Genomic DNA, 20,881 nt, shown 5'->3' with positions numbered 1-20,881 from the left:
GCGCGGCTGCGGGTGCGGCTGTGGGCACGGGCGCAGGCGTACGGCAGGCAGGGGCGGCGGGCGCCGCGGTGGGCGAGGTGGCGACGCCTGGTGCGGCGAGGCCTGGTGCGCCGGTGCCAGGATCGGGTCAGCCTGAGCGCTGGACGTCCGATGTGCCGGTCCCCGCCGCACCGGAGGCAGGTACGCAGGCGCCGTCCGGGACTGCGACGCCGGATGCGACAGCGGCGTCCCCACGTCCGGTGCGGCCGCGTCCCGTCGGCGGACCGCTGACCGTGGCGCGGCGCCCGCGGGTGTTGCCCGTACGTCCGGTGGCGGCGGTCCCGGCGTCGGGCAGGGCGCACGAGGTCGTCACCGAACCACCGAGCGCGGACGTCGACCCGGCCCTGCCGGTAGCCGGGACGGCTGGACCTGCCGGCACGCCTGGCCCGTTCTCGAACGGCGAGTCCGCCGTGCCCACGCAGGCCGGGACGGTGGAAGGGGCGGTCCAGCGTGCCGCCGCGACCGGCGCCGACGCTCCTGCCCGTCCGGTGCTCGGCGCGCCTCTGACCGCGCTGCCCGCGAGCGCCTCGCCCGTGGCCGCCCCCGATCCCCGGACCGCTGAGCGTGACCCGGGTGCGCCGGCCATGCCCGTCGTCCGTGCTGCTACGGAATCCGCCGCTCCCGAGGCGAGCGGGCCTGACAGCGCACGGCAGCCAGGGGCACGCTCCGAGCGGCGGCCCGTCGGCGGCCTCCCTGTTCAGCGCACGTCGTCCGAACAGCCCGCCGGTACCGCCCCGGGTACCGCGCCCTCGCCTGCCTCTGCCCGCACGCGCGGGGGCCTGGGCGCTCCGCTCGACGCCCTGCCGCCGTCGGCGGCAGCGCCGGGCGGCCCTGCTCCGACGCTCGGTGGGCGTCGACCGGTCCGGCGGGTCACGGGCCCGGCGGCGGGTGGCGCCGGGGACCGAAGCGTCGGGGGCTCGGCGGCGGGTGGCGCCCGAGACCGAAGCGTCGGGGGTTCGGCGGAGCGGAGTGCGCCGCCGGTCGGCGAAGGGCCACGCGTGCAGCGTTCCACCGCGCGGGCCGGCAGCAGTGCGACGGGCTCAACTCCGCTTCCCCCGGCGGAGAATGCCGAGCAAGCTGCGAGGCGAAGCGGCCTTGCCGAGCCGCAGGCCACCGGCGGCCCGGGGCGTGAGGGCGCCCCGGTGAAGGCCGTGACTGTTCCCGTGCGTCCGGCCGTTGGCGGCTTGGGTGTGCAGCGAGCCGTCGAACTCGTCGGCAGGAGGCGCGGGTTGATCGGCACGCGCCCGATCCCGGCTGCCCTCGCCACTCCGGCGGCACCCTTCGCGGGCACCGCCGCACCCACGGGTTCCCGTACGGCATCGCCGCCCCGGCCGCCCGTGGTCCCCGCAGTCTGGCCCAACGCGCTCGCGTCCCGCACGGACGACGACGGTCCGGCTGGGGGTCCGTCGCCGACCGCCGGCGGCGGCTCGGGAGAAGGGATCGCCGCTGCTCCGCAGCGCTCGGGGGCACGCCGTACGTCGAGCGCGGGGGAGAGCCGGGCCGTGGCCGGGCAGTCGGCGGCAGGAGCGGCGGGCGGTTCATCCGGTTCGTCCGGTTCATCGGGTTCAGGCGTGGTGCGCGGGGTCGTGAGTGCTGTGCAACGCGCGCGTTCCTCCCGTGCGGTCGAAGGTGAGAGCGGCCGGACGGCTGCCGATCGACCCACGGCGCAGAGGAGTTCGGCGTCGAACGGTGCGCCGGGTGCCACCGAGGCGGTGGATCGGCCGTCCGGCCCGGGCGGAGTGCGCGGGGTCGTGGCTGCCGTGCAACGGTCACGTTCCCGGCGTGCGTCGGAGCGTGGGGGCGGCCGGAGGGCGGCCGATCCTCCTGTGCATCAAGGGAGTTCGTCCCTTCCCGTCGCGCCGGGCGGCGCGACGGCGGCAGGTGTGACCGGGGCTGTGGCTGGTGGGCAGCGTCCGCGCTCCCGGCGAGCGAAGGGCAATCGTTCTTCCTCGCAGGGGAGTTCGGCTTCGCCCGCCGCCTCACCGATGGCGAGCCCGCCGAGCAGCCGGCCCCGACGTCCCGGTGCGGCGGTGCCGCCCACGCACGTGGTCCGGCTCGCGCCCTCGTCGGTTCAGCGGGTGCCGTCACCGGAGTTGGCGACAGGGCCTTCGCCGGTGGTACCACGAGCTCTGCCGCCCGGGCACGCCGCGAGCACTCCGCCCGCGCCCGTGGTGCGGCCCGCACCCCCGGCGGGCCATTCGCTTCAGCGGTTGCCGACCGTGTCCCGGCCGCTGCCGTCACCGCCGACACCGACACCGGCAGCGCCTTCGCCGGTCGTGTCCCGAGCCCTGGCGCCCGCGCGCCCCGTGAGCACCCCGCCCGCAGGTCCCGCCAGTAACCCGCCCGCACCGCACGCACCCGGTACGGCGCAGTTGCTGCAGCGGGTGGCCGAGCAGGCGGGCCTGACCGGTGTGCCGTTGACCGCCGTCCCGGCACGTCGGCCGAGCACCGTACAGGCCGCCCCGCCCAAGGCGTCCCCAGCAAAGGCGTCCCCCGCGAAGGCCTCCCCGCCCGCCGAGTCCGCCACGGCTCCCGGCGGCGCCGGGCCCGGTGACCTGGACGAGCTGGCCCGGCGCCTGGTCGAACCGGTGGGGCGGCTGCTGCGCACCGAGCTGCGCCGGGGCCGGGAACGGGCCGGGAGGCCGTACGACCTGCGCCGCTGAGCGCTGCGGGCGACCCGACGACGTGACCGGCGAACACCAGAAGCAAAGAGCAAGCAGCACAGCAGGAAACAGCGAGCGGCAAGCGGCACAGCAGGAAACGGGGACCGATGACCGACAACATCTTCGCGAGCAGTGTGTTCTTCAGCCTGACCATCGGCGGCAACGACCTGGGGGAGTTCACCACCTGTTCCGGCCTCGGCGCCCAGGTCGAGATCGAGCAGTACGCGGAGGGCGGCAACAACGGCTTCTCCTGGCAGCTGCCGGGCCGCATCACCTGGTCGAACATCACGCTGACCCGCGCCGTCACCGCGGACAGCGCCAAGATCGCGCGGTGGCTGGGCGAGATCGTCCGGAAGGTCGAGCCGAAGGACGGCGAGATCGTGGCGCTGCGGCCGGACCTGAGCCGGATCATCGGCTGGCAGGTGCTGGGGATCGTCCCGGTGCGCTGGGAGGGCCCGTCCTTCGATCCCGCCAGCTCCCAGGCGGCGGTGGAGAGTCTGGAGATCGCCCACGCGGGCCTGCGCCCGTCCTGATCCCCGTTTCGCACCGAACTCCGCCCCACCCCACGTAAGGAGCAGCAGGATGTCCTCGGCGGCCCCCGCGAGTGTCACCCGGGCCCAACTGACCATCATGGAGCCCCCGTCCACGGTCGGCGCCCAGCCCGGCGGTGCGATCGCGCGGCTTCCGCTGCAGTTCAACCCGGCGACCCTGGTGCTGAGCAAGACCACCGAGTGGCGGCGCACGCCGTCGCGGATGGCGGGCCAGTCGGCCCTGCCGGAGTTCGTCGGCAGCGGTCCGCGCTCGCTGTCGCTCGACGTGTTCCTGGACTCGACCGCGACCCACGACAACTCGGTGGAGCGGGCGGTGGAGCAGTTGATGAAGGCCTGTGTGCCGACCCCGACGAGTCTGGCGCGCAAGACGCCGGCCAGCCCGTGGATCCGGCTGGACTGGGGCACCCTGACGACGACCTCGTTCAACGGGGTGCTGACCGGTCTCTCGGTCACCTACACGCTCTTCGACGTGGACGGCAATCCGCTGCGCGCGGTGTGCTCCCTCTCGATCGACGAGGCCAGCGTCGACCCGGCCGGGCAGAACCCGACCTCCGGTTCGCCGGAGGCCCGCAGCACCCACCGGGTGATCGCGGGCGACAGCCTGCCACTGCTCGCCTGGCGCGCGTACGGGGACGCGACGGCCTGGCGCACCATCGCGGAGGCCAACGACATCGACGATCCGCTGGCCCTGGTCCCCGGTGCGGAGCTGATCGTGCCGGGGATCGACGAGCTCACCCGGGGCGGCCGGCGATGACCACTCCCGAGGCCCGGGGCGGCCGGCCGTTCGCCGCGGACCCCGTCGTCGAGGCGCCGGGGCCGCTGCCGCCGGCCTGGGCGGCCCAGCTGGTGTCCTGCGACATCGAGGAGAGCGTGGGACTGCCCGACACGGCGGTGCTGAGCTTCCGGGACGCGGACCACACCTTCCTGTCCGCGACGGGCATCACCATCGGCACCGAGCTGCGGGTGTCCGTGGTCACCGTGCAGGGGCACACCCAGGTACGGCTGTTCACCGGCGAGGTGACGGCGCTGGAGCTGGAGGTGGACACCACGGGCTCGTACACCGTGGTGCGGGCCGCGGCGGTGACCCATCGGCTGATGCGCGGACGCCGGGTGAAGGCCTTCCGCAACATGACGACCGCCGACATCGTCCGGGAGGTCGCCGCGGGAGCGGGTCTCGCCTGCGGGCGGGTCGACTCCTTCCCGGTCGTGCACCAGCAGCTCTCCCAGGCGAACGTCCCGGACTGGGAGTTCCTCCAGTTCCTGGCGGCGGAGAGCGGCGCGCAGGTGCGGGTGGACGACGACGGGAAGCTGGAGTTCGTCCGGCCGCAGCCCGCGTCCGGGGCGCCGGCGCCGAACACGCCCGCGCCGCAGAACCCGCTGGTGCTGGAGTACGGCCGCAACCTGCTGGAGCTGCGCGGTGTGCTGACCGGGGCGGCCGGCGCGGACACGGTCGAGGCGCGCGGCTGGAACGTCACCACCAAGAGCGCCCTGGTGGCCACCGAGCCGTCGGTGACCTCGCCGGGGGTGCTGCCGGGGATGAGCCCCTCGGTGGTGGCCTCCGCCTTCCCCGGCCAGGCGCGGCTGACCGTCGCCGACACCCCGTACCGCACCCAGGCGGAGACCACCGCCGTGGCGCGGTCGCTGGCCGCCTCGGTGGCCGCGGGCTTCGGCGAGCTGGAGGCGGTCGTCGAGGGCAATCCGCGGTTGCGGGCGGGCACCGCGGTCGCGCTGGGGAACGTCGGCGCGGCCTTCTCCGGCCGCTACACGGCCACCGGGGTGCGCCACCTGCTGGAGCCTTTCCGCGGTTACCGGACCACCGTGGTGGTCAGCGCGGCGCCGGACCGCTCGCTGGCCGGGCTGGCGACCGGGGGCAACGCGCCGCCGCGCGGACCGCGGATGCCGGGCCTGGCCGTCGCCGTGGTCACCGACCTCCGGGAGCCGGGGGACGGGCAGCGTGGCTGGGTGAAGCTGAAGTTCCCTTGGCTGGACGACACTTACGTCTCCGACTGGGTGCGCACCGTGCAGTGGGGCGGCCACGGGGGCGGCGGGGTGGTCAGCCCCGAGGTCAACGACGAGGTGCTGGTCGGCTTCGAGCAGGGCGACCTGGACAGCCCGTACGTGCTGGGCGGCCTCTACAACGGCGTGGACCGGCCCTCGCCGCACGACGTGCCGCTGGTCGACGCGACCGCGGGTCGGGTCAACCGCCGTTCCGTGGTGTCCCGTTCGGGCCACCGGCTGGAGCTGCTGGACGTGCCGGGCGGCAGCTCGGGCGTCCGACTGGCCAGCGGCGACGGGAAGTTGGAGGTCCGACTGGACCAGCGGCAGGGGGAGATCGTGCTGACCGTGCACGGCGCGGTCGGCGCGGGCACCAGCACCGTCCGCCTGTCGCCCTCCGGCATCACCCTCGACGCGGGCACCGGCGCGGTCGACGTGCGCGGCGGATCGGTGACGATCCGGGGCACGACGGAGGTCGTCGTGGACGGCGGCGCCCAGACGGTGATCAAAGGGGCGTTCGTGCACATCAACTGACGGAACGTCAACCATCGAGCAGCAGCAGAAGGAACGGAGACCGTACATGCCCCCCGCAGCCCGGAGCGGCGACCCCACCGATCACGGCGGCGCCCTCACCACCCCGCCCCCGGGCGCCCTCGCGGTGGAGACCGTGCTGATCGGCGGCCGGCCCGCCGCGGTGGTCGGCAGCCTGCACGCCTGCGTCCCGCACGTGGAGATGGGCCCCGCCAACCTGGTGGAGCCCGAACTCGGCACCGTGACCAGGGGGGTGACGCTGATCGGCGGCTTCCCCGCGGCCCGGATGGGCGACAAGACCACCTGCGGCGCCGCCATCCTCGGTGGCGCCTTCAACGTGCTGATCGGGGGACCGGCGTGACCAGCAACTTCATCGGCCGGGGCTGGGCCTTCCCACTGCGGGTGAACGCCACCGGCGGCATCGGCATGGTGGAGCGGGACCGGGAGATCGCGGAGGCCATCCGGCTGATCCTCGGCACCGCCCCCGGCGAGCGGCCGATGCGCCCGGAGTTCGGCTGCGGCATCCACGAGTACGTCTTCGCTCCCGGCGACAGCACCACGGCCGGGCGGATCGCCCGTGAGGTGCGGATCGCGCTGGAACGCTGGGAGCCGCGCATCGGGGTCGACGAGGTGGTGATCGCCTTCGACCGGGTCGACGAGGGCACCCTCTACATCGACGTCCACTACACCGTGCGGGCCACCAACGACCGCCGCAACCTGGTCTTCCCCTTCTACACCATCCCGGAGTCGCCGACGGCGGAGACCGCGGCGCCGGACTTCCCGGCGGCGCAGTTCCCGGCGGCGCAGTTCCCGGCAACGGTGGACGGGGGCGGGCGCTGATGGCACTGCCCTCCCCGAACCTGGACGACCGCCGCTTCCAGCAACTCGTCGACGAGGCCAAGCGCTACGTCCAGCAGCGCGCGCCGGAGTGGACCGACCACAACGTCTCCGACCCGGGCGTCACCCTCATCGAGACCTTCGCCTACCTGGTGGACCAGCTGCTCTACCGGCTGAACCGGGTGCCGGAGAAGAACTACGCCGCCTTCCTCGACCTGCTGGGCATCCGGCTCTTCCCGCCCGCCGCGGCCCGGGCCGAGGTCGACTTCTGGCTCTCCGCCCCACAGTCCGAGACGGTCCTGCTGCGGGCCGGCACCGAGGTCTCCACCCTGCGCACCGAGACCGACGACGCGGTGGTCTTCGCCACCGCCGAGGACCTCCCGATCGTTCCCAGCTCGCTGGACCGGCTGGTCACCGTCTCCGCCGCGGGCGAGCAGTCCGACGCCACCGCCCGGCTGGCCGAGGGCGCGGACGTGCCCTGCTTCCAGCCCCGCCCGGCGGCCGGCGACGCCATGCTGTTCGCCCTGCCCGCCGTGGTGCCGGGCTGCATCCTGGCCGTGCGGCTGGACAGCCGGGTGGAGGGCGTCGGCGTCGACCCGCGCCAGCCGCCGCTGGCCTGGGAGGTGTGGGACGGCGCGCGCTGGATCGGCTGCGAGACCGGCGGCGACACCACCGGCGGCCTCAACCGGCCCGGCGAGGTCGTGGTGTTCGTGCCCGCCGGGCACACCGCGTCGGTGATCGCGGGTCGCCGGGCCGGCTGGCTGCGGTGCCGGGTCACCGAGCCGCGCCCGGGCCAGCCGTTCTACTCCGAGTCCCCGACCGTCCGCCGGGCCGAGGTGTTCACCGTCGGCGGCACCACGACCGCCGTCCACGCCCAGACCGTCACCGACGCGCCGCTGGGCACCTCCGAGGGCGTCGCGGGCCAGCGCTTCCGGCTCGCCAGGCCGCCGGTCCTGCTGGACGGCGGGGCGCCGGTGGTCGAGGTCGCCGCCGGGGACGGCTGGCAGCCGTGGACGGTCGTCGAGCACTTCGGCGACTCCTCGCCCACCGACCGGCACGTGGTGCTCGACGCGACCACCGGCGAGTTCCAGTTCCCGCCCGCCGTCCGGGAGCCCGACGGCAGCCTGCGCGCCTTCGGTGCGGTGCCGCCCAAGGGAGCGCGGCTGCGCGTGCCGCAGTACCGCACCGGCGGCGGGACGGCGGGCAACGTCGCCCGCAACACCGTCACGGTGCTGCGCAGCTCCGTCCCGTACATCGCCCGGGTGGACAACCGCGAGGCGGCCCGGGGCGGGGTCGACGGCGAGACCGTGGAGAACGCCAAGCTGCGCGCCCCGCACCAGCTGCGGCTGCAGGAACGCGCCGTCACCGCCGGGGACTTCGAGCTGATCGCCCGGCAGGCCGCGCCCTCGGCCGCCCGGGTCAGCTGCGTGCCCGCCGGCGACGGCGTGGCCGGGGCGGTGCGGGTGCTGGTGGTCCCCGACGCGGTCGCGGACGAGGGCGAGCGGCTGCGGTTCGAGCAACTCATCCCCGACGAGCAGGTGTTGGCCGCGGTGGCGACCGCCCTGGACGAGCGGCGGCTGATCGGCACCCGGATCCTCGTCCAGCCGCCCACCTACCAGGGCGTCACGGTGGTCGCCCGGCTCACCACCCGCGCCGCGGACCCCGACCGGGTCCGCGAGGCGACCCTCGACGCCCTCTACCGCTACCTCAACCCGCTGCGCGGGGGCGCCGACGGCAGGGGCTGGCCGTTCGGCCGGGCGGTGCAGTACGGGGAGGTGTTCGCCGTACTGCAACGGGTGGCCGCCGTCGCGGGGGTCGAGGACCTGCGGCTCTTCCCGGCCGACCCGATCACCGGCCGCCGGGGCGCGCCCGCCGAGCGGGTCGACGTCCCCCCGGACGCCCTGGTCTTCTCGCACCAGCACCAGATCGTGGTCACCACGGCCGACCGGGACGGGGTGTCATGACCAGAGCCGCCGTTCCCGGGCTGGCCAGCCCGCACCCGATCGGCGAACTGCTGCCCGCGCTGTTCGCCGACGACGACCTCGCCCAGCGCTTCACGGCCGGCCTGGACACCGTCCTCGCCCCCGTCTTCGCCACCCTGGACAACCTGCCCGCCTACTTCCGGCCCCGCCTCGCGCCGACCGACTTCCTGGACTGGCTGGCCTCCTGGCTCGCGGTGGACGTCGACCCGGCCTGGCCGGAGGAGGTGCGCCGCGCGGTGGTCGGGCGCGCCGTCGAACTGCACCGGTGGCGCGGCACCCGGCGCGGACTCGCCGAGCGGCTGCGCCTGGTGCTCGACGCCGGTGCCGAGATCACGGACGGTGGGGGGGTCTCCTGGACGACCGCCCCCGGCGCCGCCCCGCTGCCCGGGCCGGGCGGCGAGGTGCTGATCCGGGTCTGGCCGCTGCACGGCGCGGGGCTGGACGAGGACCAGGTGCTGGCCGTCGTCCGGGCGGGCTGCCCGGTCCACCTGAACTGCCGGGTCGAGATCCTGCCCGGTCCACCCGGACGAGCGGAGGGCTGACGGATGCCGGTGTGCCCCGACTGCGGGACGGCCAACGGGGAAGGGGACGACTTCTGCGGCAACTGCGGTGCGTACCTGGGGTGGTCGCGGACAGCCGCTGCGGCGCCCGCGTCCGCCGCGCCCGCGCGGAGCGAACCTGCGCCTGCGCCGACGGCTGCCGTGGCCGAGACCGCGCCCACGGCTCCGGCCGCGCCCGCTGCTCCGGCCGACCCTGCTGCTCAGGCCGAGCCCGCTGCGCCCGAGACCGCGCGCACCGAGTCCACCTGGCGAAACGTTTCCCGACGGGTCACCGCGCGCAGCAGGCGGAACCAGCCGCCTGCCCCGGACCCGGACCCCGCACCGCCGGCCGACCCCGTCGAGGAGGCCTCGGCCCAGCAGGCCCCCGAACCGACCCCGGCCCGGCCCCCGGCCCCGGAACCGGTGCCCCCGTCGACCCCGGCCCCCGACCCGCAGGCCGACCCGGTGGCCGTCCAGCCCGCCAAACCCGTCGCGCCGCGCCCCGTCGTCCGGGCGTCCGCGGCCGACGAGGTCCAGGACGGCCCGCCCTGCCCCCGGTGCGGCACCCCCAACCTGCCCGCGCGCCGGTTCTGCCGCCGCTGCGCCGCGCCGCTGGCCGTCACCGCACCACCGCCGAAACTGCCCTGGTGGCGCACCCGTTGGCCGTTCCGCCGCCGGGTTCGGATCGGCGGCTCGGGCAACGCGCTGCGCCGCACCATCGCGCTGGTCGTGCTGGCCGCACTGGTGGTGGCGGGGATCCTGCTCTACCCGGTCGGCGTGAGCGCCTTCCAGGACGTGCTGGACAAGGTCCGCAGCACCGCCCCGATCACCCCGTCGCTGACCTCGGCGAGCGCCGCCGTCGAGGGCCATCCGGCGACCGCGGCCGCCGACGGCCTCAGCAACACCTACTGGGGGGCGCCCGCGGTCGGGGACTCCGTCAGCTTCACCTTCCGCACCCCGTTCCGGCTGGTCGACCTGATCGTCCACACCGGTGCCTCCGCGGACCCGGAGCACTTCCGGCAGCAGGCCCGACCGCTGGTCCTGTCCCTGGAGGTCACGGCCTCGGACGGGGAGCTGCACCGCAAGGAGATCACCCTCAACGACCAGCCGGGCCCGCAGACCGTGGCGACCGGGATCAGCGACGTCGTCCAGGTGAAGCTCACCGTCCGCGAGGCGGCCGGGACCGGCCCCGGCCGCACCATCGCCCTGGCCGAGGTGGAGTTCTTCAAGCGCACCTGAACTCGCGGGAGCGGCGGCGTCAGAGGAAGTGGAGGCGGTTCAGCGAGATCTCCTCGGCGGGGTCGTAGTGCAGCGGGGCGCCGTCGAGGGTCACCAGGCTCCGCTGCCCGTCGACGGGGGTGTCAGCCGGCGGGCTGGTCGTGGGTGGAGCAGTGGATGCCGCCGCCGCCGGAGGCGATGGTGTCGATCTGCAGGGGGACGATCTCGCGGTCCGGGAACTGGTCCTCGAACACCTCCTGGGCGTGTCCATCGGCCCGGGAGTCGCCGAACTTGGGCAGGTAGACGCCCTTGTTTCCGATGTAGAAGTTCATGTACGAGGAGACGAAGGCGTCGCCGCGGCCGGTGATGCGGTCCGGGTCGGGCTGGCTGATCTCGATCACCTTGAGCTTCTTGCCGCTCGCGTCGGTCATGTCCGCCAGCACGGCCCGGGCCTGGTCGGCGGAGCGGGACCAGACGTCCGCCGGAGTGCCGGGGAAGGCCCGGTCCAGGAGGACGACGCCGGGGGCGGCGAAGCGGGCCAGGCAGTCGACGTGGGCGTCGGTGATGTCCTTGCCCTTGACGCCGGCCAGCCAGATCACCTTGGTGACGCCCAGCGCCTGCTTGAGCTCCGCCTCGATCTGGTCGCGGTCGCGGCCCGGATTGCGGTTGGCGTTGACCACCGAGCTCTCGGTGACCATCAGCGTGCCCTGGCCGTCGCTCTCGAAGGAGCCGCCCTCGGTGACGATCGGGGTCGCGACCCGCTCGATCCCGTACCTGTCGAGGACGGCACGGGCGATCCGGGCGTCGTTGTCGTGCTGCTGCTTACCGCCCCAGCCGCTGAAGTTGAAGTCGACGCCCTTGACCTTTCCGCCTTCCTCGACGAACACCGGCACGGTGTCGCGGGCCCACAGGTCGTCCACCGGGACGGACAGCAACTCGACGTCCTGGCCGCAGGCGTTGCGGACCGAGTCCTCCTGGCCGGGGCGGACCAGCAGGACCACCGGTTCGCGGCTGCCGATGGCTCGGGCCACCGAGGCGATGTCCTTGCGGACGGCGTCGAGCTGGTCGCCCCAGACCTTCTCGGAGGCGGGCCAGGCCATGAAGGTCCGCTGGTGCCTCTCCTACTCGCTGCCGAGCCGGCGCCCGCGCCCCGGGCCGGGCGCGGAGGGTGCGCCGGGGGCGTTCCCGGACGGCTGGTCGGCGGTGCTGGAGGTGGACGGGGCCGCGGACTCCCTCGGGGAGTCGTCAGTGGCCGCGCAGGCGCCGGCACCCACGGCGATCAGGCCGGCACCGGCCAGGGAACGCAGCATCGTGCGGCGCGCGAGGGAGGGGTGGGACACGGTGGACTCCGGTGGGCTGAGAGTGGGGCCGAAGGTGGATCGCTCCGGCGCGGTGGGCGGGCTCCGAGGAACGCTGGGGCGTGGGTCGACGGCGGGCGCAGGCGCCCGGCATCGCCGGCACAGAGCTCTTGCACTGACCGAAAAGTCAGTTAACGGCGGGTCGGTCGTCGGCCGCGCAGGTGGTTACGGCAGCGGCTCGTGCATGGTCGAGCAGTGGATGCCGCCGCCCCCGGCCATCAGCCGGTCGACGTCGAGCTGCACCACCGTGCGGCCGGGGAAGGCCGCGGCGAGGGTGTCCCGAGCGGCGGTGTCCTTGTACGGGTCGCCGAACTGGGCGGTGATGACGCCGCCGTTGACGAGGTGGAAGTTGAGGTAGGAGTCCACGAACTCGGAGCTGCGGGAGCGGACGGAGTCCGGGCCGTGCACCACGATGACGTGCAGCCGGCGGCCCCGGGCGTCGGTCGCGGCGGACAGGACGGCGAACTGCTCGCGGGCGTCCCGCGCCCAGGCGTCGTTCCGGTCGGCGGGCGGCAGCTGCACCATCACCACGCCGGGCCGGACGAACCGGGAGGTGACGTCGACGTGGTCGTCGGTGATGTCCTTGCCCTCGATCCCGGGCAGCCAGATCATCCGGTCCGCGCCGTAGGCCGCCAGGACGGCGTCCTCGATCTCGTCCCGGCTCATGCCGCGGTTGCGGTTCCTGTTGACCAGGCTGCTCTCGGTGGCCATCACGGTGCCGTCGCCGTCGGTTTCTATCGCGCCGCCCTCGCCGGTGAAGTCGGCGAAGGAGTGGCGCAGGCCCCGGTGGGCGGCGAGGCGTTCGGCGACCCGGGCGTCGTCGTGGTGGACCTGCTTGTTGCCCCAGCCGTTGAAGTTGAGGACGACGGCCTCCAGACCGCCGTAGCCGTCCCGGCGGAACACCGGCGCGATGTCGCGCATCCACAGGTCGTCGGTGGGGATGGCGGTGATCACCTCCACCGCGGGGCCGCAGCGCGCCCGGGCCTTGTCCGCCGTCCAGTCGTCGGGGGCACACATGACCACCGGCTCGAACTGGGCGATGGTGCGGGCGATCAGGGCGATGTCCTCCTGGACGCCGCCCAGGCGCAGCCCCCAGACGCCCCGGCGGGAGGGCCAGGACATCCAGGTCCGCGCGTGCGGGACGTCGTCCGCGGGCACCCGGGGGTGCGCCTCGGCGGAACGGCGGTGGTGGCTCATGAGGTCCTCCAGATCGTGCGGCGGCGCCGAGGAGGGTGCGCGGGGCCGCCAGGTCCACTCTTCGCGCCGCGGCGCACCGGCGCACCACGGGGGAGGGGCGGCGGCCGCACCCGCCTGAGGGGATCAGGCTGACACTGACTGAAAAATCAGTCAAACCCGAAGCGATGCCATGATCCCTCCGCTGTCGGATGCGTGCGCAGTGTGACGGCCGGGCCGGGCAGCAGGGCGCTGGGCCCCTGTGGCTCAGGAGCCGAGCCGCGTCACCTCGGCGTCGATCGCGTCGGCCATCAGCGTGCGGGCGTGCGCCAGTGGCAGGCTGCCGCTGAGCCAGCGCGTGCTCAGCCCCTCCAGCAGCGCGGTCAGCCGCTCCGCCGCGCCGGCCAGCGCGACCGCCGAGGACATCGGCCGTACGGCGCCGAGCAGCCCGGCGATCTCTTGCACCCACACCCGGGTGGCCCGCGCCAGGTCCTCCCGCAGGGTCTCGTCGAACACCGCGCTCGCCCGCAGCTCGCCCCAGGCGGTGCTGTTCTCCCGGACCTCGACGGTCTCCTGGAGCTCCAGCAGCAGCGTCTGCTCCAGCTCCTCGCGGGCCGTCAGCGGCGGAGCGTCCGCGGCGCGCTCGGTCGTGTAGCGCTCGGCCCGGTCGTTGATGAACTCCAGGGTCTGCCGGAGGATCCCGGTGCGGTCCTTGAAGTGGTAGTAGATCAGTGCGGTGGACACGCCCGCCTCGGCGGCGAGCTCCTCCACCCGCAGCCCGCGCACTCCGCGCCGCGCGATCACCCGCGCCGCTGCTTCCATGATCGATGTTTTCCGACTTGCCACGGTCTGCCACCTTACCCGGAGCCCGGCGCAAGATCGCTGCGTGTGCTGAAAGTCCCGTCAGGTGGAATACCGGGGGCGGGACGGGTCGCCTCTTTCCGCGCCCGCCTCCGTCAGCCGGGTCGGCTTTCGGACAAGGTGGCCGCCGGGGGCGGAATTCTTGGATCCTCCGCTGAACTTTCACGCCGCCATCACCTAGGGTGACTCTCGTTTCGCCGCCGGGGCAGCCGGTTCGGCGGGACTCCGACTGTCCCCAACACCACTGGAGAACAACGGACATGATCCTTCGTCAACTGTGGAAGCGCGCTACGGCACTGGTGGTCGGCCGGGGAGCCGGGGCCGTCGCGGCGGCGGTCGCCCTGGTCGCGGCCGTAGCCCTGGGCGGCACGGTATCCGGCATGTCCGTGGCGGAGGCCAAGCCCGCGTGGGGCTTCGCGGGCAGGTGGGCCTGCTCCGGGCAGCCCGTCGACGCCGGGAACGTGATAACGGACCACGACAGCGCCGGCTGCGGCGGTTACGGCTCCTGGTACCAGCAGCCGGCCAAGGACGGGATCTGGACCTGCTCCGGCTCCCCGGTGGTGGCCGGCTACGTGATCACCGACCACCTGACCTCCGGCTGTCGGGGAATGGGCGCATGGCGCCACAGCCTCGCCCACGACGGCATCTGGACCTGTTCCGGCTCGCCCGTCGTGCCCGGCTACGTCATCAGCAACCACCTGCGGGCCGGCTGCGGCGGCATCGGCTCCTGGCAGCACACCCACCCCCATGACGGGATCTGGACCTGCTCCGGCTCCCCGGTGGTGGCCGGCTACGTGATCACCGGGCACATGACGACCGCCTGCGACGGCGCCGGGGCCTGGCGCCACAACACCGCGCGCGTGGGCCTGTGGACCTGCCCGGGCTCGCCCGTCCCGTCCGGCTTCCGGTCCACCAGCTACGCCGCCTGGGCCTGCGACGGCCTCGGCGGCTGGGTGCTCGCCCGCGCCTGAGGACCGTGCCTGACGACCGCGCCTGATGCCTGATGCCTGATGCCTGCGCCTGAGGGCCGCGCCCGTCCGGGCCGTCCCGGCACCTCGACCGGTGCCGGGACGGCCCCTCGTCAGCGGCCCGGGTCCGCCAGGACGGCCTGCGCCGCGTTGTGCCCCGGGATGCCGCTGACGCCGCCGCCGCGGACGGCCCCCGCCCCGCACAGCAGGACGTTCGGGTGGGCCGTGGCCACGCCCCAGCGGGCGGCGGCGTCCGCCGGCTCCTCGTCGGTGAAGGGGAAGGCGAGGTCCCGGTGGAAGATGTGGCCGCCCGGCAGCCCGATCTCCCGCTCCAGCTCCGGCGGCGTCCGGGCCTCGATGCAGGGCCGTCCGTCGGCGTCCGTGGCCAGGCAGTCGGCGATCGGCTCGGCCAGCACCGCGTCCAGTTGCGCCAGGCTCGCGGCCAGGGCGCGCCCCTTGGCCGTCGGGTCGCCGAACAGCCGGGCGGGCATGTGCAGGCCGAACAGGGTCAACGTCTGCAGCCCCTGCCGGGCGGACTCCGGGCCCAGGATCGACGGGTCCGTCAGCGTGTGGCAGTAGATCTCGGACGGCGGCGCCGAGGGCAGCCGGCCGGCCAGCGCCTCGGTGTACGCGGTCTCCAAGTCGCGGTAGCCCTCGGCGATGTGGAAGGTGCCGGCGAAGGCCTCGCGCGGGTCGGCGGCGGCGTCCCGCAGCCGCGGCAGGCGGCGCAGCACCATGTTGACCTTCAGCTGGGAGCCCTCCGGCGCGGGCCCCGGCTCCTCGCCCAGCAGCCGGGCCAGGGCGGCGGGCGCGGCGTTCACCAGGACCTTGGGCGCCGCCACCGTCGCCTCGCCGTCCCGGTGCCGGTACGTCACCTCGGCGTCGCCGCGGCCGTCGGTGGCCACGGCGGTGACCTCGCAGCCGGTCCGGATCTCCGCGCCGGCCGCCAGCGCCGCCTCGGACAGCGCGTCGGTCACCGCGCCCATCCCGCCGACCGGGACGTCCCAGTCGCCGGTTCCGTTGCCGATCACGTGGTACAGGAAGCAGCGGTTCTGCAGGAGTGCGGGGTCGTGCGCGTGGGTGAAGGTGCCGATCAGCGCGTCGGTCAGGACCACCCCGCGCACCAGGTCGTCGGTGAAGGCCCGCTCGACGGTCTCGCCGAGCGGCCGCTCGAACAGGGCCGTCCAGGCGGCCCCGTCGTCGACCCGTCGGCGCAGCTCGGCGCGGGAGGGCAGTGGTTCGGTGAGCGTCGGGAACACCCGCCGGGCGACTTCCCCGGTCGTCCCGTAGAAGCGCTGCCAGGCCTGCCACTCCCGGTCGCCGCCGGTCAGCGCCCGGAACGACTCCCGGGTGCGGTCGGGGTCGGCCGCGTCCACCAGCAGTCCGGTGGGCTTCCCGTCCCGCTCGGTGGGGGTGTAGGAGGCGATCCGGCGCCGCCGCAGCTCCAGCCGCAGCCCGAGGTCCCGGACCACCTTCCGCGGCAGCAGGCTGACCAGGTAGGAGTAGCGCGACAGCCGGGCGTCCACGCCCGGGAACGCCCGGGTGGAGACGGCGGCCCCGCCGACCCGGGCGAGCCGTTCCAGGACCAGCACCCGTCGGCCGGCCCGAGCCAGGTAGGCCGCGGCCACCAGTCCGTTGTGCCCGCCGCCGACGATCACGGCGTCGTACCGGGAAGACACGATCGTGGTCATCCGGTCACGGTACGGCACCCGGGCGGGCCGGGGAACAGGGTGCGCACCGCAGACCGGTCCGAGGCCGCGGGCCCGTCCCGCACGGCGTGCTGTCGGTGTCGGTGGCTAGGGTCTGCGGCATGGCGACAGTGATCTTCGTCGACGAGACGACATCGGGGGTGCGGCGGGACGCGTGGCGGCTCGCTGTCGCGGAGGAGCGGCTGACGCTGCGCGAGCTGATCCGCCGCCGGGTGCACCGGGAGGTGGCCGAACACGACGCAGGCCGCTCCGGGGCGTTCCACGGCCCGGTGCAGCCGACCGCGGCCGAGCGGACCCTGAACGGGGACCACCGGCGGCCGGAGGATCGCGCGGTCGACCCCGAGCGGCAGTTCCTCGACGCCGTCGAGGCGTTCGGCCGCAACGGCTTCCTGGTGCTCGTCGGTGACCGGCAGATCGAGGACCTCGACGCCGAGCTGGACCTGCGCGCCGACACCGAGGTGTGCTTCCTGAAACTCGTTCCGCTAGTGGGTGGCTGATGATGACGACGACGACCGATCCCTTCGACTCCGCGGCGGCCCGGCTGCTCGACGCGCTCGACACCGGCCACGTGGACGGGATCGTGGGGGCGCTGTCGGAGGTCGACGCCGCGATAGGCGGCGACTGGTCCGACGAGCGAGTGCAGCCCGTCCGCGAGCGGCTGCTCGAACTGCACCGGAACACCCGGGCCGCGCTGGTGGCGGGCCTGGTGCAGTGGACGCTGATGTTGTGGCGGCCCGTGGAGACCGAGAGGATCAGGCGGGAACGCACCGCGCTGATCCACCTGGCCGCCACCGTGTCCAGGGGCTTCCCGCCGGGGCCGGCCCGTGAGCTCCGCGAGGACCGCCTGCACCTGATGGGCCGCCAGTGGCTCATCACCGACCTCCACGAGGCGGAGGCGCTGATCGGCGAGGAGATCGCCGCGGGCCGGCCGGTCGACGCCGCGGTGGTCGCCGGCGTCCGTCGCAGCGCCCTGTCGATCCGGCCCCACCACAGCGCCGTCGTCGACCTCGCGGCGGCTCTCACCGAGCCGCTGCTCAGCCCCGGCGAGGCCTGGGCCGACCGGGCCCTCGCCGACGTCGCCGCACTCGACGCCGAGCTTCTTGACGCCCGGCTCGGTTCGCGGCGCGATCCGGCCGGAGGAGCGGGCGGCCCCTGGGCGGCTCTGCTCAAGCATGCCTTCGAGGTCAAGTCCGCCAAGCCGACAGCCCGTTGGGAGCGGACTGGCCGGGCGCTGATCGACGCCGTCGGTCCGGAACGGGCCCGCGAGCGGATCACCGAGTGGCTCTCGCTGGTCGGCCGCCCGCGCACCCTCGAACTGGTCGCGGACCCGGACGGCGCGGGCGCCGGCCAGCTCGACCCGTACAACCTGGACGCGCTGCGCGGAATCGCCCTGCTGCTGCCCCTGGCCCCGGCCCGTCCCGACAGCGCCCGGGTGCTCGGGCGACTGGTGGAGTCCGCGCTGCGCAAGGTGCCCGGCATCGGCCCCCAGGCGCCCAAGGTGGCCAATGCCGCCGTGCACGGCCTCGCCCGCCTGGACGGCGAGGAGGGGCTCGCCCAACTGGCCGTCCTCACCACCCGGGTGACCTACAAGGGCACCGTCAAGGAACTCGACAAGGCGCTCCGGGACCGGGCCGCGGCCCTCGGCCTCGGCCGGGCCGAGATCGAGGAACTCGCCGTCCCCAGCTACGGAATGACCGAGCCGGGCCGACGCGTCGAGCACTTCGGCGACGCCCGGGTGGAGCTGCTGGTGGAAGGCACCCGGGTGCGGCAGACCTGGTACAACGAGGCCGGCCGTCCGGTGAAGTCCCCGCCGGCCTCGGTGCGCCGCGAACACGCCGACGGGCTGAAGGAGTTCAAGGCAGAGGTCAAGGACCTGGAGAAGATGCTGACGGCCCAGTCCGAGCGGCTGGACCGGCAGTTCCTGGCCCGGCGCAGCTGGCGGTACGGCGCCTGGCGGGCGCGCATCCTGGACCACCCGCTGGTCGGCACCGTGGCCCGTCGGCTGATCTGGACCGTCGACGGCACGGCCTGCGCCTGGCTGGACGGCGCGCTGCGCACCCTGACCGGCGACGAGCCCGCGCCCGCCGCCGACGCGGTGGTCGAGCTGTGGCACCCGGTCGGCCACCCGACCGAGGAGGTGCTCGCCTGGCGCGCCCTGCTGGAACGCCACCGAGTCGTCCAGCCCTTCAAGCAGGCGCACCGGGAGGTGTACCTGCTCACCCCGGCGGAGGAGCACACCCGGGTCTACTCCAACCGCTTCGCCGCACACGTGCTGCGCCAGCACCGGTTCCACGCGCTGGCGGGCGCACGGGGCTGGCACAGCCAGCTGCAGTTGGCGGTGGACAACTCCGTCGCCGCTCCGAAGCGCCTGCTGCCCGAGTGGGGCCTGCGCGCCGAGTTCTGGGTGAACGGCACGGACGCGGACTGGGGAGAGACCTTCGATCACCTGGGCACCGACCAGGTGCGCTTCTACCCGATCGACGCGCCGGAGAACCTCACCCACGCGGGCAGCGGCCAGTTCAGCCCGCTCATGATTCCGGGTGTCGAGACACCCGAGCCGGTGCCGCTCACGGAGGTGCCTCCACTGGTGCTGAGCGAGGTGCTGCGCGACGTGGACCTGTTCGTGGGCGTGTGCAGCGTCGGCAACGATCCGACCTGGTCGGACGGCGGTCCGGAGGGGCGCTACCGCGACTACTGGCGGGAGTACGGCTTCGGCGAGTTGTCGCAGAGCGCCCGCGAGCGTGGCGAGCTGCTGGCCAGGCTGCTGCCCCGGCTGGCGGTCGGGGCGCGCTGCACGGTGGAGGGGCGCTTCCTGGAGGTGCGCGGCGAGCTGCACACGTACCGCATCCACCTGGGCTCGGGCAACGTCCTGATGACGCCCGACGACCGCTACCTGTGCATCGTGCCGGCCTCGCAGGACCCGTCCGACGGGCGGGCGGGTTCGCCGGGCCCGTATCTGCCGTACCTGCCGTTCGAGGGCGACCGGATGCTGGCGGTCATCCTCAGCAAGGCGGTCATGCTGGCCGATGACACGGCGATCACCGATCCGGCCATCACCGCCCAACTGGGGCAGCGCTGACTGCCCGCGGGGCAGAGCTCGGTCGCCATCACGCCCCGTGATCGATCTCCCGTCAACTGGCCTGCCATGACGAAAGCCCGAGAGAAAGCGCCCATCTTCCGTTCGAGGACGTACAGTTGGTGAGATCGGTCATGTTCACTTCAGAACACTGGCGAGAAGGAGTGCTTCTCTTGACCACTCACCTCAAGAACGGCGTGCGGGTGCTGCCGGCCCTGGCTGCGGCGCTGTGCGGGATCGTCGGCGGCACGACGCTGGGGACCTCCCCGGCCGCGGCCGCCGACCAGCGCCACCCGATCTACGCCATCGCGCACCGGGTCGACACCCTGGACGGTGTGGACGCCGCGCTCAAGCACGGCGCCAACGGCATCGAGATCGACGTCTGCTCGTGGTGGAACCCGAACGAGTGGCGCGCCTACCACGACTGTTCCTCCGCCGGTGACAACCGGCGGGGGCCCGGCTTCGACAGCATGATCGACCGGATCCTCTCCAACGCCAACGCGGGACGCAGGCTGTCGCTGGTCTGGCTGGACATCAAGGACCCCAACTACTGCGGGGAGGAGCCCAACCGCACCTGCAGCGTCGCCGGCCTGCACGACAAGGCGCAGCGGCTGACCGCCGCCGGGATCCAGGTGATCTACGGCTTCTTCGAGTACCACGGCGGCAACACCCCCGACGTCGGCGGCCGGGGCTGGAAGAGCCTGGAGGGCAAGCTCGGCCGGCTGGAGGGCATGACCACCACCGGCACCCGCGACCAGGTCCAGAACGCCTTCACCCGGTCCGGCTCCGGCATCCCCGCCGGCCACCGGGCGATGGACTACGGCGACAGCGACATCACCAAGGGGTTCGGCAACTGCACCGAAGCCACCTGGAACACCTGCACCGAGCTGAAGAAGGGGGCGGCGGACCGGGCCTCCGGCCAGCTCGCAGCCACGCTGTCCTGGACGACCACCTACAACGACCCCTGGTACGTCGACAAGCTCCTGGGCGATGCCAGGGTGGACGGCATCATCGCGGGCTACGGCGCCTTCACCGGCGTGCGGGAGTACGACGACAGCTGGCAGTGCGCCAATGCCGTCACCCTGGTCCGCGACTGGGTGAACCGCCACAGCAGCACCCACCGCATGGCCAACAGCGGCGACCGCCTCTTCCACTAGGCACGCCGTCGCGCCCGGGGCCGCCCCCTTCCTCCCGTGGCGGCCCCGGGCAGGGCATTTGTATCGAGCGCCGAGTAGGGGTACTGTCTCCCAGTCGCTCGGCAGGGAGCACCGGACACGCAGGTTCTGCGCGGACGGTCCCGGAGTGGCCAATCCACGAGAAACACCGCTTGCCGATTCGGCGTGCCTGTTTATCGGGATTTCGGCCGGATTCGCTTTTCGGA

Annotated in this window: 17 protein-coding genes and 1 pseudogene; 13 read left to right on the top strand and 5 right to left on the bottom strand. The window is 74.1% G+C overall.

The genetic code is table 11. The features are described 5' to 3' along the window. Nucleotides 1-2,423: 2,423 nt before the first annotated feature. The 9 genes from HS99_RS35230 (at nucleotide 2,424) to HS99_RS35190 (ending at nucleotide 10,376) form a co-directional block, all read left to right on the top strand. A complete protein-coding gene (locus tag HS99_RS35230) occupies nucleotides 2,424-2,702 on the top strand; it encodes a hypothetical protein (protein WP_191898908.1) in 279 nt (92 codons plus the stop codon). A gap of 107 nt (nucleotides 2,703-2,809) precedes the next feature. Next, nucleotides 2,810-3,235, top strand: a complete 426-nt coding sequence (locus HS99_RS35225; protein WP_030290304.1) for a phage tail protein — start codon at nucleotides 2,810-2,812, stop codon at nucleotides 3,233-3,235. A 49-nt stretch (nucleotides 3,236-3,284) separates the two neighbouring features. Continuing rightward, nucleotides 3,285-4,007 (top strand): CIS tube protein, encoded by a 723-nt coding sequence (locus HS99_RS35220; protein WP_030290305.1) that lies wholly within the window; start codon nucleotides 3,285-3,287, stop codon nucleotides 4,005-4,007. Further along, nucleotides 4,004-5,782: a VgrG-related protein gene (locus tag HS99_RS35215; RefSeq protein ID WP_030557607.1), complete on the top strand. Its 1,779-nt coding sequence runs from the start codon at nucleotides 4,004-4,006 to the stop codon at nucleotides 5,780-5,782. Before HS99_RS35220 ends, HS99_RS35215 begins: the two co-directional genes overlap by 4 nt. Before the next feature lie 46 nt (nucleotides 5,783-5,828). Then, on the top strand, nucleotides 5,829-6,140 hold the full coding sequence (locus HS99_RS35210; RefSeq protein WP_030290307.1) for a PAAR domain-containing protein: 312 nt from the start codon (nucleotides 5,829-5,831) through the stop codon (nucleotides 6,138-6,140). Next, the gene (locus HS99_RS35205; RefSeq protein ID WP_078657160.1) at nucleotides 6,137-6,619 is read left to right on the top strand and encodes a GPW/gp25 family protein; all 483 of its coding nucleotides are present in this window, start codon (nucleotides 6,137-6,139) and stop codon (nucleotides 6,617-6,619) included. The genes HS99_RS35210 and HS99_RS35205 overlap by 4 nt, the downstream gene beginning before the upstream one ends. Continuing rightward, the gene (locus HS99_RS35200) at nucleotides 6,619-8,580 is read left to right on the top strand and encodes a putative baseplate assembly protein (RefSeq protein WP_030290309.1); all 1,962 of its coding nucleotides are present in this window, start codon (nucleotides 6,619-6,621) and stop codon (nucleotides 8,578-8,580) included. The genes HS99_RS35205 and HS99_RS35200 overlap by 1 nt, the downstream gene beginning before the upstream one ends. Next, nucleotides 8,577-9,140 (top strand): phage tail protein I, encoded by a 564-nt coding sequence (locus HS99_RS35195; protein ID WP_030290310.1) that lies wholly within the window; start codon nucleotides 8,577-8,579, stop codon nucleotides 9,138-9,140. Before HS99_RS35200 ends, HS99_RS35195 begins: the two co-directional genes overlap by 4 nt. A 159-nt stretch (nucleotides 9,141-9,299) precedes the next feature. After that, nucleotides 9,300-10,376, top strand: a complete 1,077-nt coding sequence (locus HS99_RS35190; protein WP_267885594.1) for a zinc ribbon domain-containing protein — start codon at nucleotides 9,300-9,302, stop codon at nucleotides 10,374-10,376. Nucleotides 10,377-10,498: 122 nt separating this feature from the next. On the opposite strand, the pseudogene HS99_RS35185 reads toward HS99_RS35190, so the two are convergent. From HS99_RS35185 to HS99_RS35175, 4 genes and pseudogenes are all read right to left on the bottom strand, one after another. Beyond that, a pseudogene (locus tag HS99_RS35185) lies at nucleotides 10,499-11,464 on the bottom strand (agmatine deiminase family protein); the annotation flags it as partial. Between the two features lie 12 nt (nucleotides 11,465-11,476). Continuing rightward, nucleotides 11,477-11,695, bottom strand: coding sequence for a hypothetical protein (locus HS99_RS48240; protein ID WP_305953135.1), 219 nt, complete (start codon nucleotides 11,693-11,695; stop codon nucleotides 11,477-11,479). A 183-nt stretch (nucleotides 11,696-11,878) separates the two neighbouring features. After that, nucleotides 11,879-12,910 (bottom strand): agmatine deiminase family protein, encoded by a 1,032-nt coding sequence (locus tag HS99_RS35180; protein ID WP_046386384.1) that lies wholly within the window; start codon nucleotides 12,908-12,910, stop codon nucleotides 11,879-11,881. A gap of 243 nt (nucleotides 12,911-13,153) precedes the next feature. After that, complete coding sequence (locus HS99_RS35175) at nucleotides 13,154-13,708, bottom strand: TetR/AcrR family transcriptional regulator (RefSeq protein ID WP_030290315.1); 555 nt, start codon at nucleotides 13,706-13,708, stop codon at nucleotides 13,154-13,156. 299 nt (nucleotides 13,709-14,007) lie between these two features. On the opposite strand from HS99_RS35175, the gene HS99_RS35170 reads away from it, so the two are divergent. Further along, nucleotides 14,008-14,718: a hypothetical protein gene (locus HS99_RS35170; protein WP_191093542.1), complete on the top strand. Its 711-nt coding sequence runs from the start codon at nucleotides 14,008-14,010 to the stop codon at nucleotides 14,716-14,718. Between the two features lie 110 nt (nucleotides 14,719-14,828). On the opposite strand, the gene HS99_RS35165 is transcribed toward HS99_RS35170, so the two are convergent. Further along, nucleotides 14,829-16,406, bottom strand: a complete 1,578-nt coding sequence (locus HS99_RS35165) for a phytoene desaturase family protein (protein ID WP_030557602.1) — start codon at nucleotides 16,404-16,406, stop codon at nucleotides 14,829-14,831. Nucleotides 16,407-16,525: 119 nt separating this feature from the next. Between HS99_RS35165 and HS99_RS35160 the strand changes: the two genes are divergently transcribed. From HS99_RS35160 to HS99_RS35150, 3 genes are all read left to right on the top strand, one after another. Next, nucleotides 16,526-16,921 (top strand): hypothetical protein, encoded by a 396-nt coding sequence (locus HS99_RS35160; protein ID WP_030290319.1) that lies wholly within the window; start codon nucleotides 16,526-16,528, stop codon nucleotides 16,919-16,921. A 2-nt stretch (nucleotides 16,922-16,923) separates the two neighbouring features. Further along, nucleotides 16,924-19,503 carry a DUF4132 domain-containing protein gene (locus HS99_RS35155; RefSeq protein WP_050366380.1) on the top strand — a complete coding sequence of 860 codons (2,580 nt, stop codon included), beginning with the start codon at nucleotides 16,924-16,926 and terminating at the stop codon, nucleotides 19,501-19,503. A 170-nt stretch (nucleotides 19,504-19,673) separates the two neighbouring features. Next, nucleotides 19,674-20,657 carry a PI-PLC domain-containing protein gene (locus HS99_RS35150; RefSeq protein WP_030557599.1) on the top strand — a complete coding sequence of 328 codons (984 nt, stop codon included), beginning with the start codon at nucleotides 19,674-19,676 and terminating at the stop codon, nucleotides 20,655-20,657. Nucleotides 20,658-20,881: the final 224 nt, after the last annotated feature.

The sequence above is a fragment of the Kitasatospora aureofaciens genome (assembly GCF_001188955.3).
GTDB classification, from domain to species: Bacteria; Actinomycetota; Actinomycetes; order Streptomycetales; family Streptomycetaceae; genus Kitasatospora; species Kitasatospora aureofaciens.
This window is presented reverse-complemented; position numbering and strand designations above follow the sequence as displayed.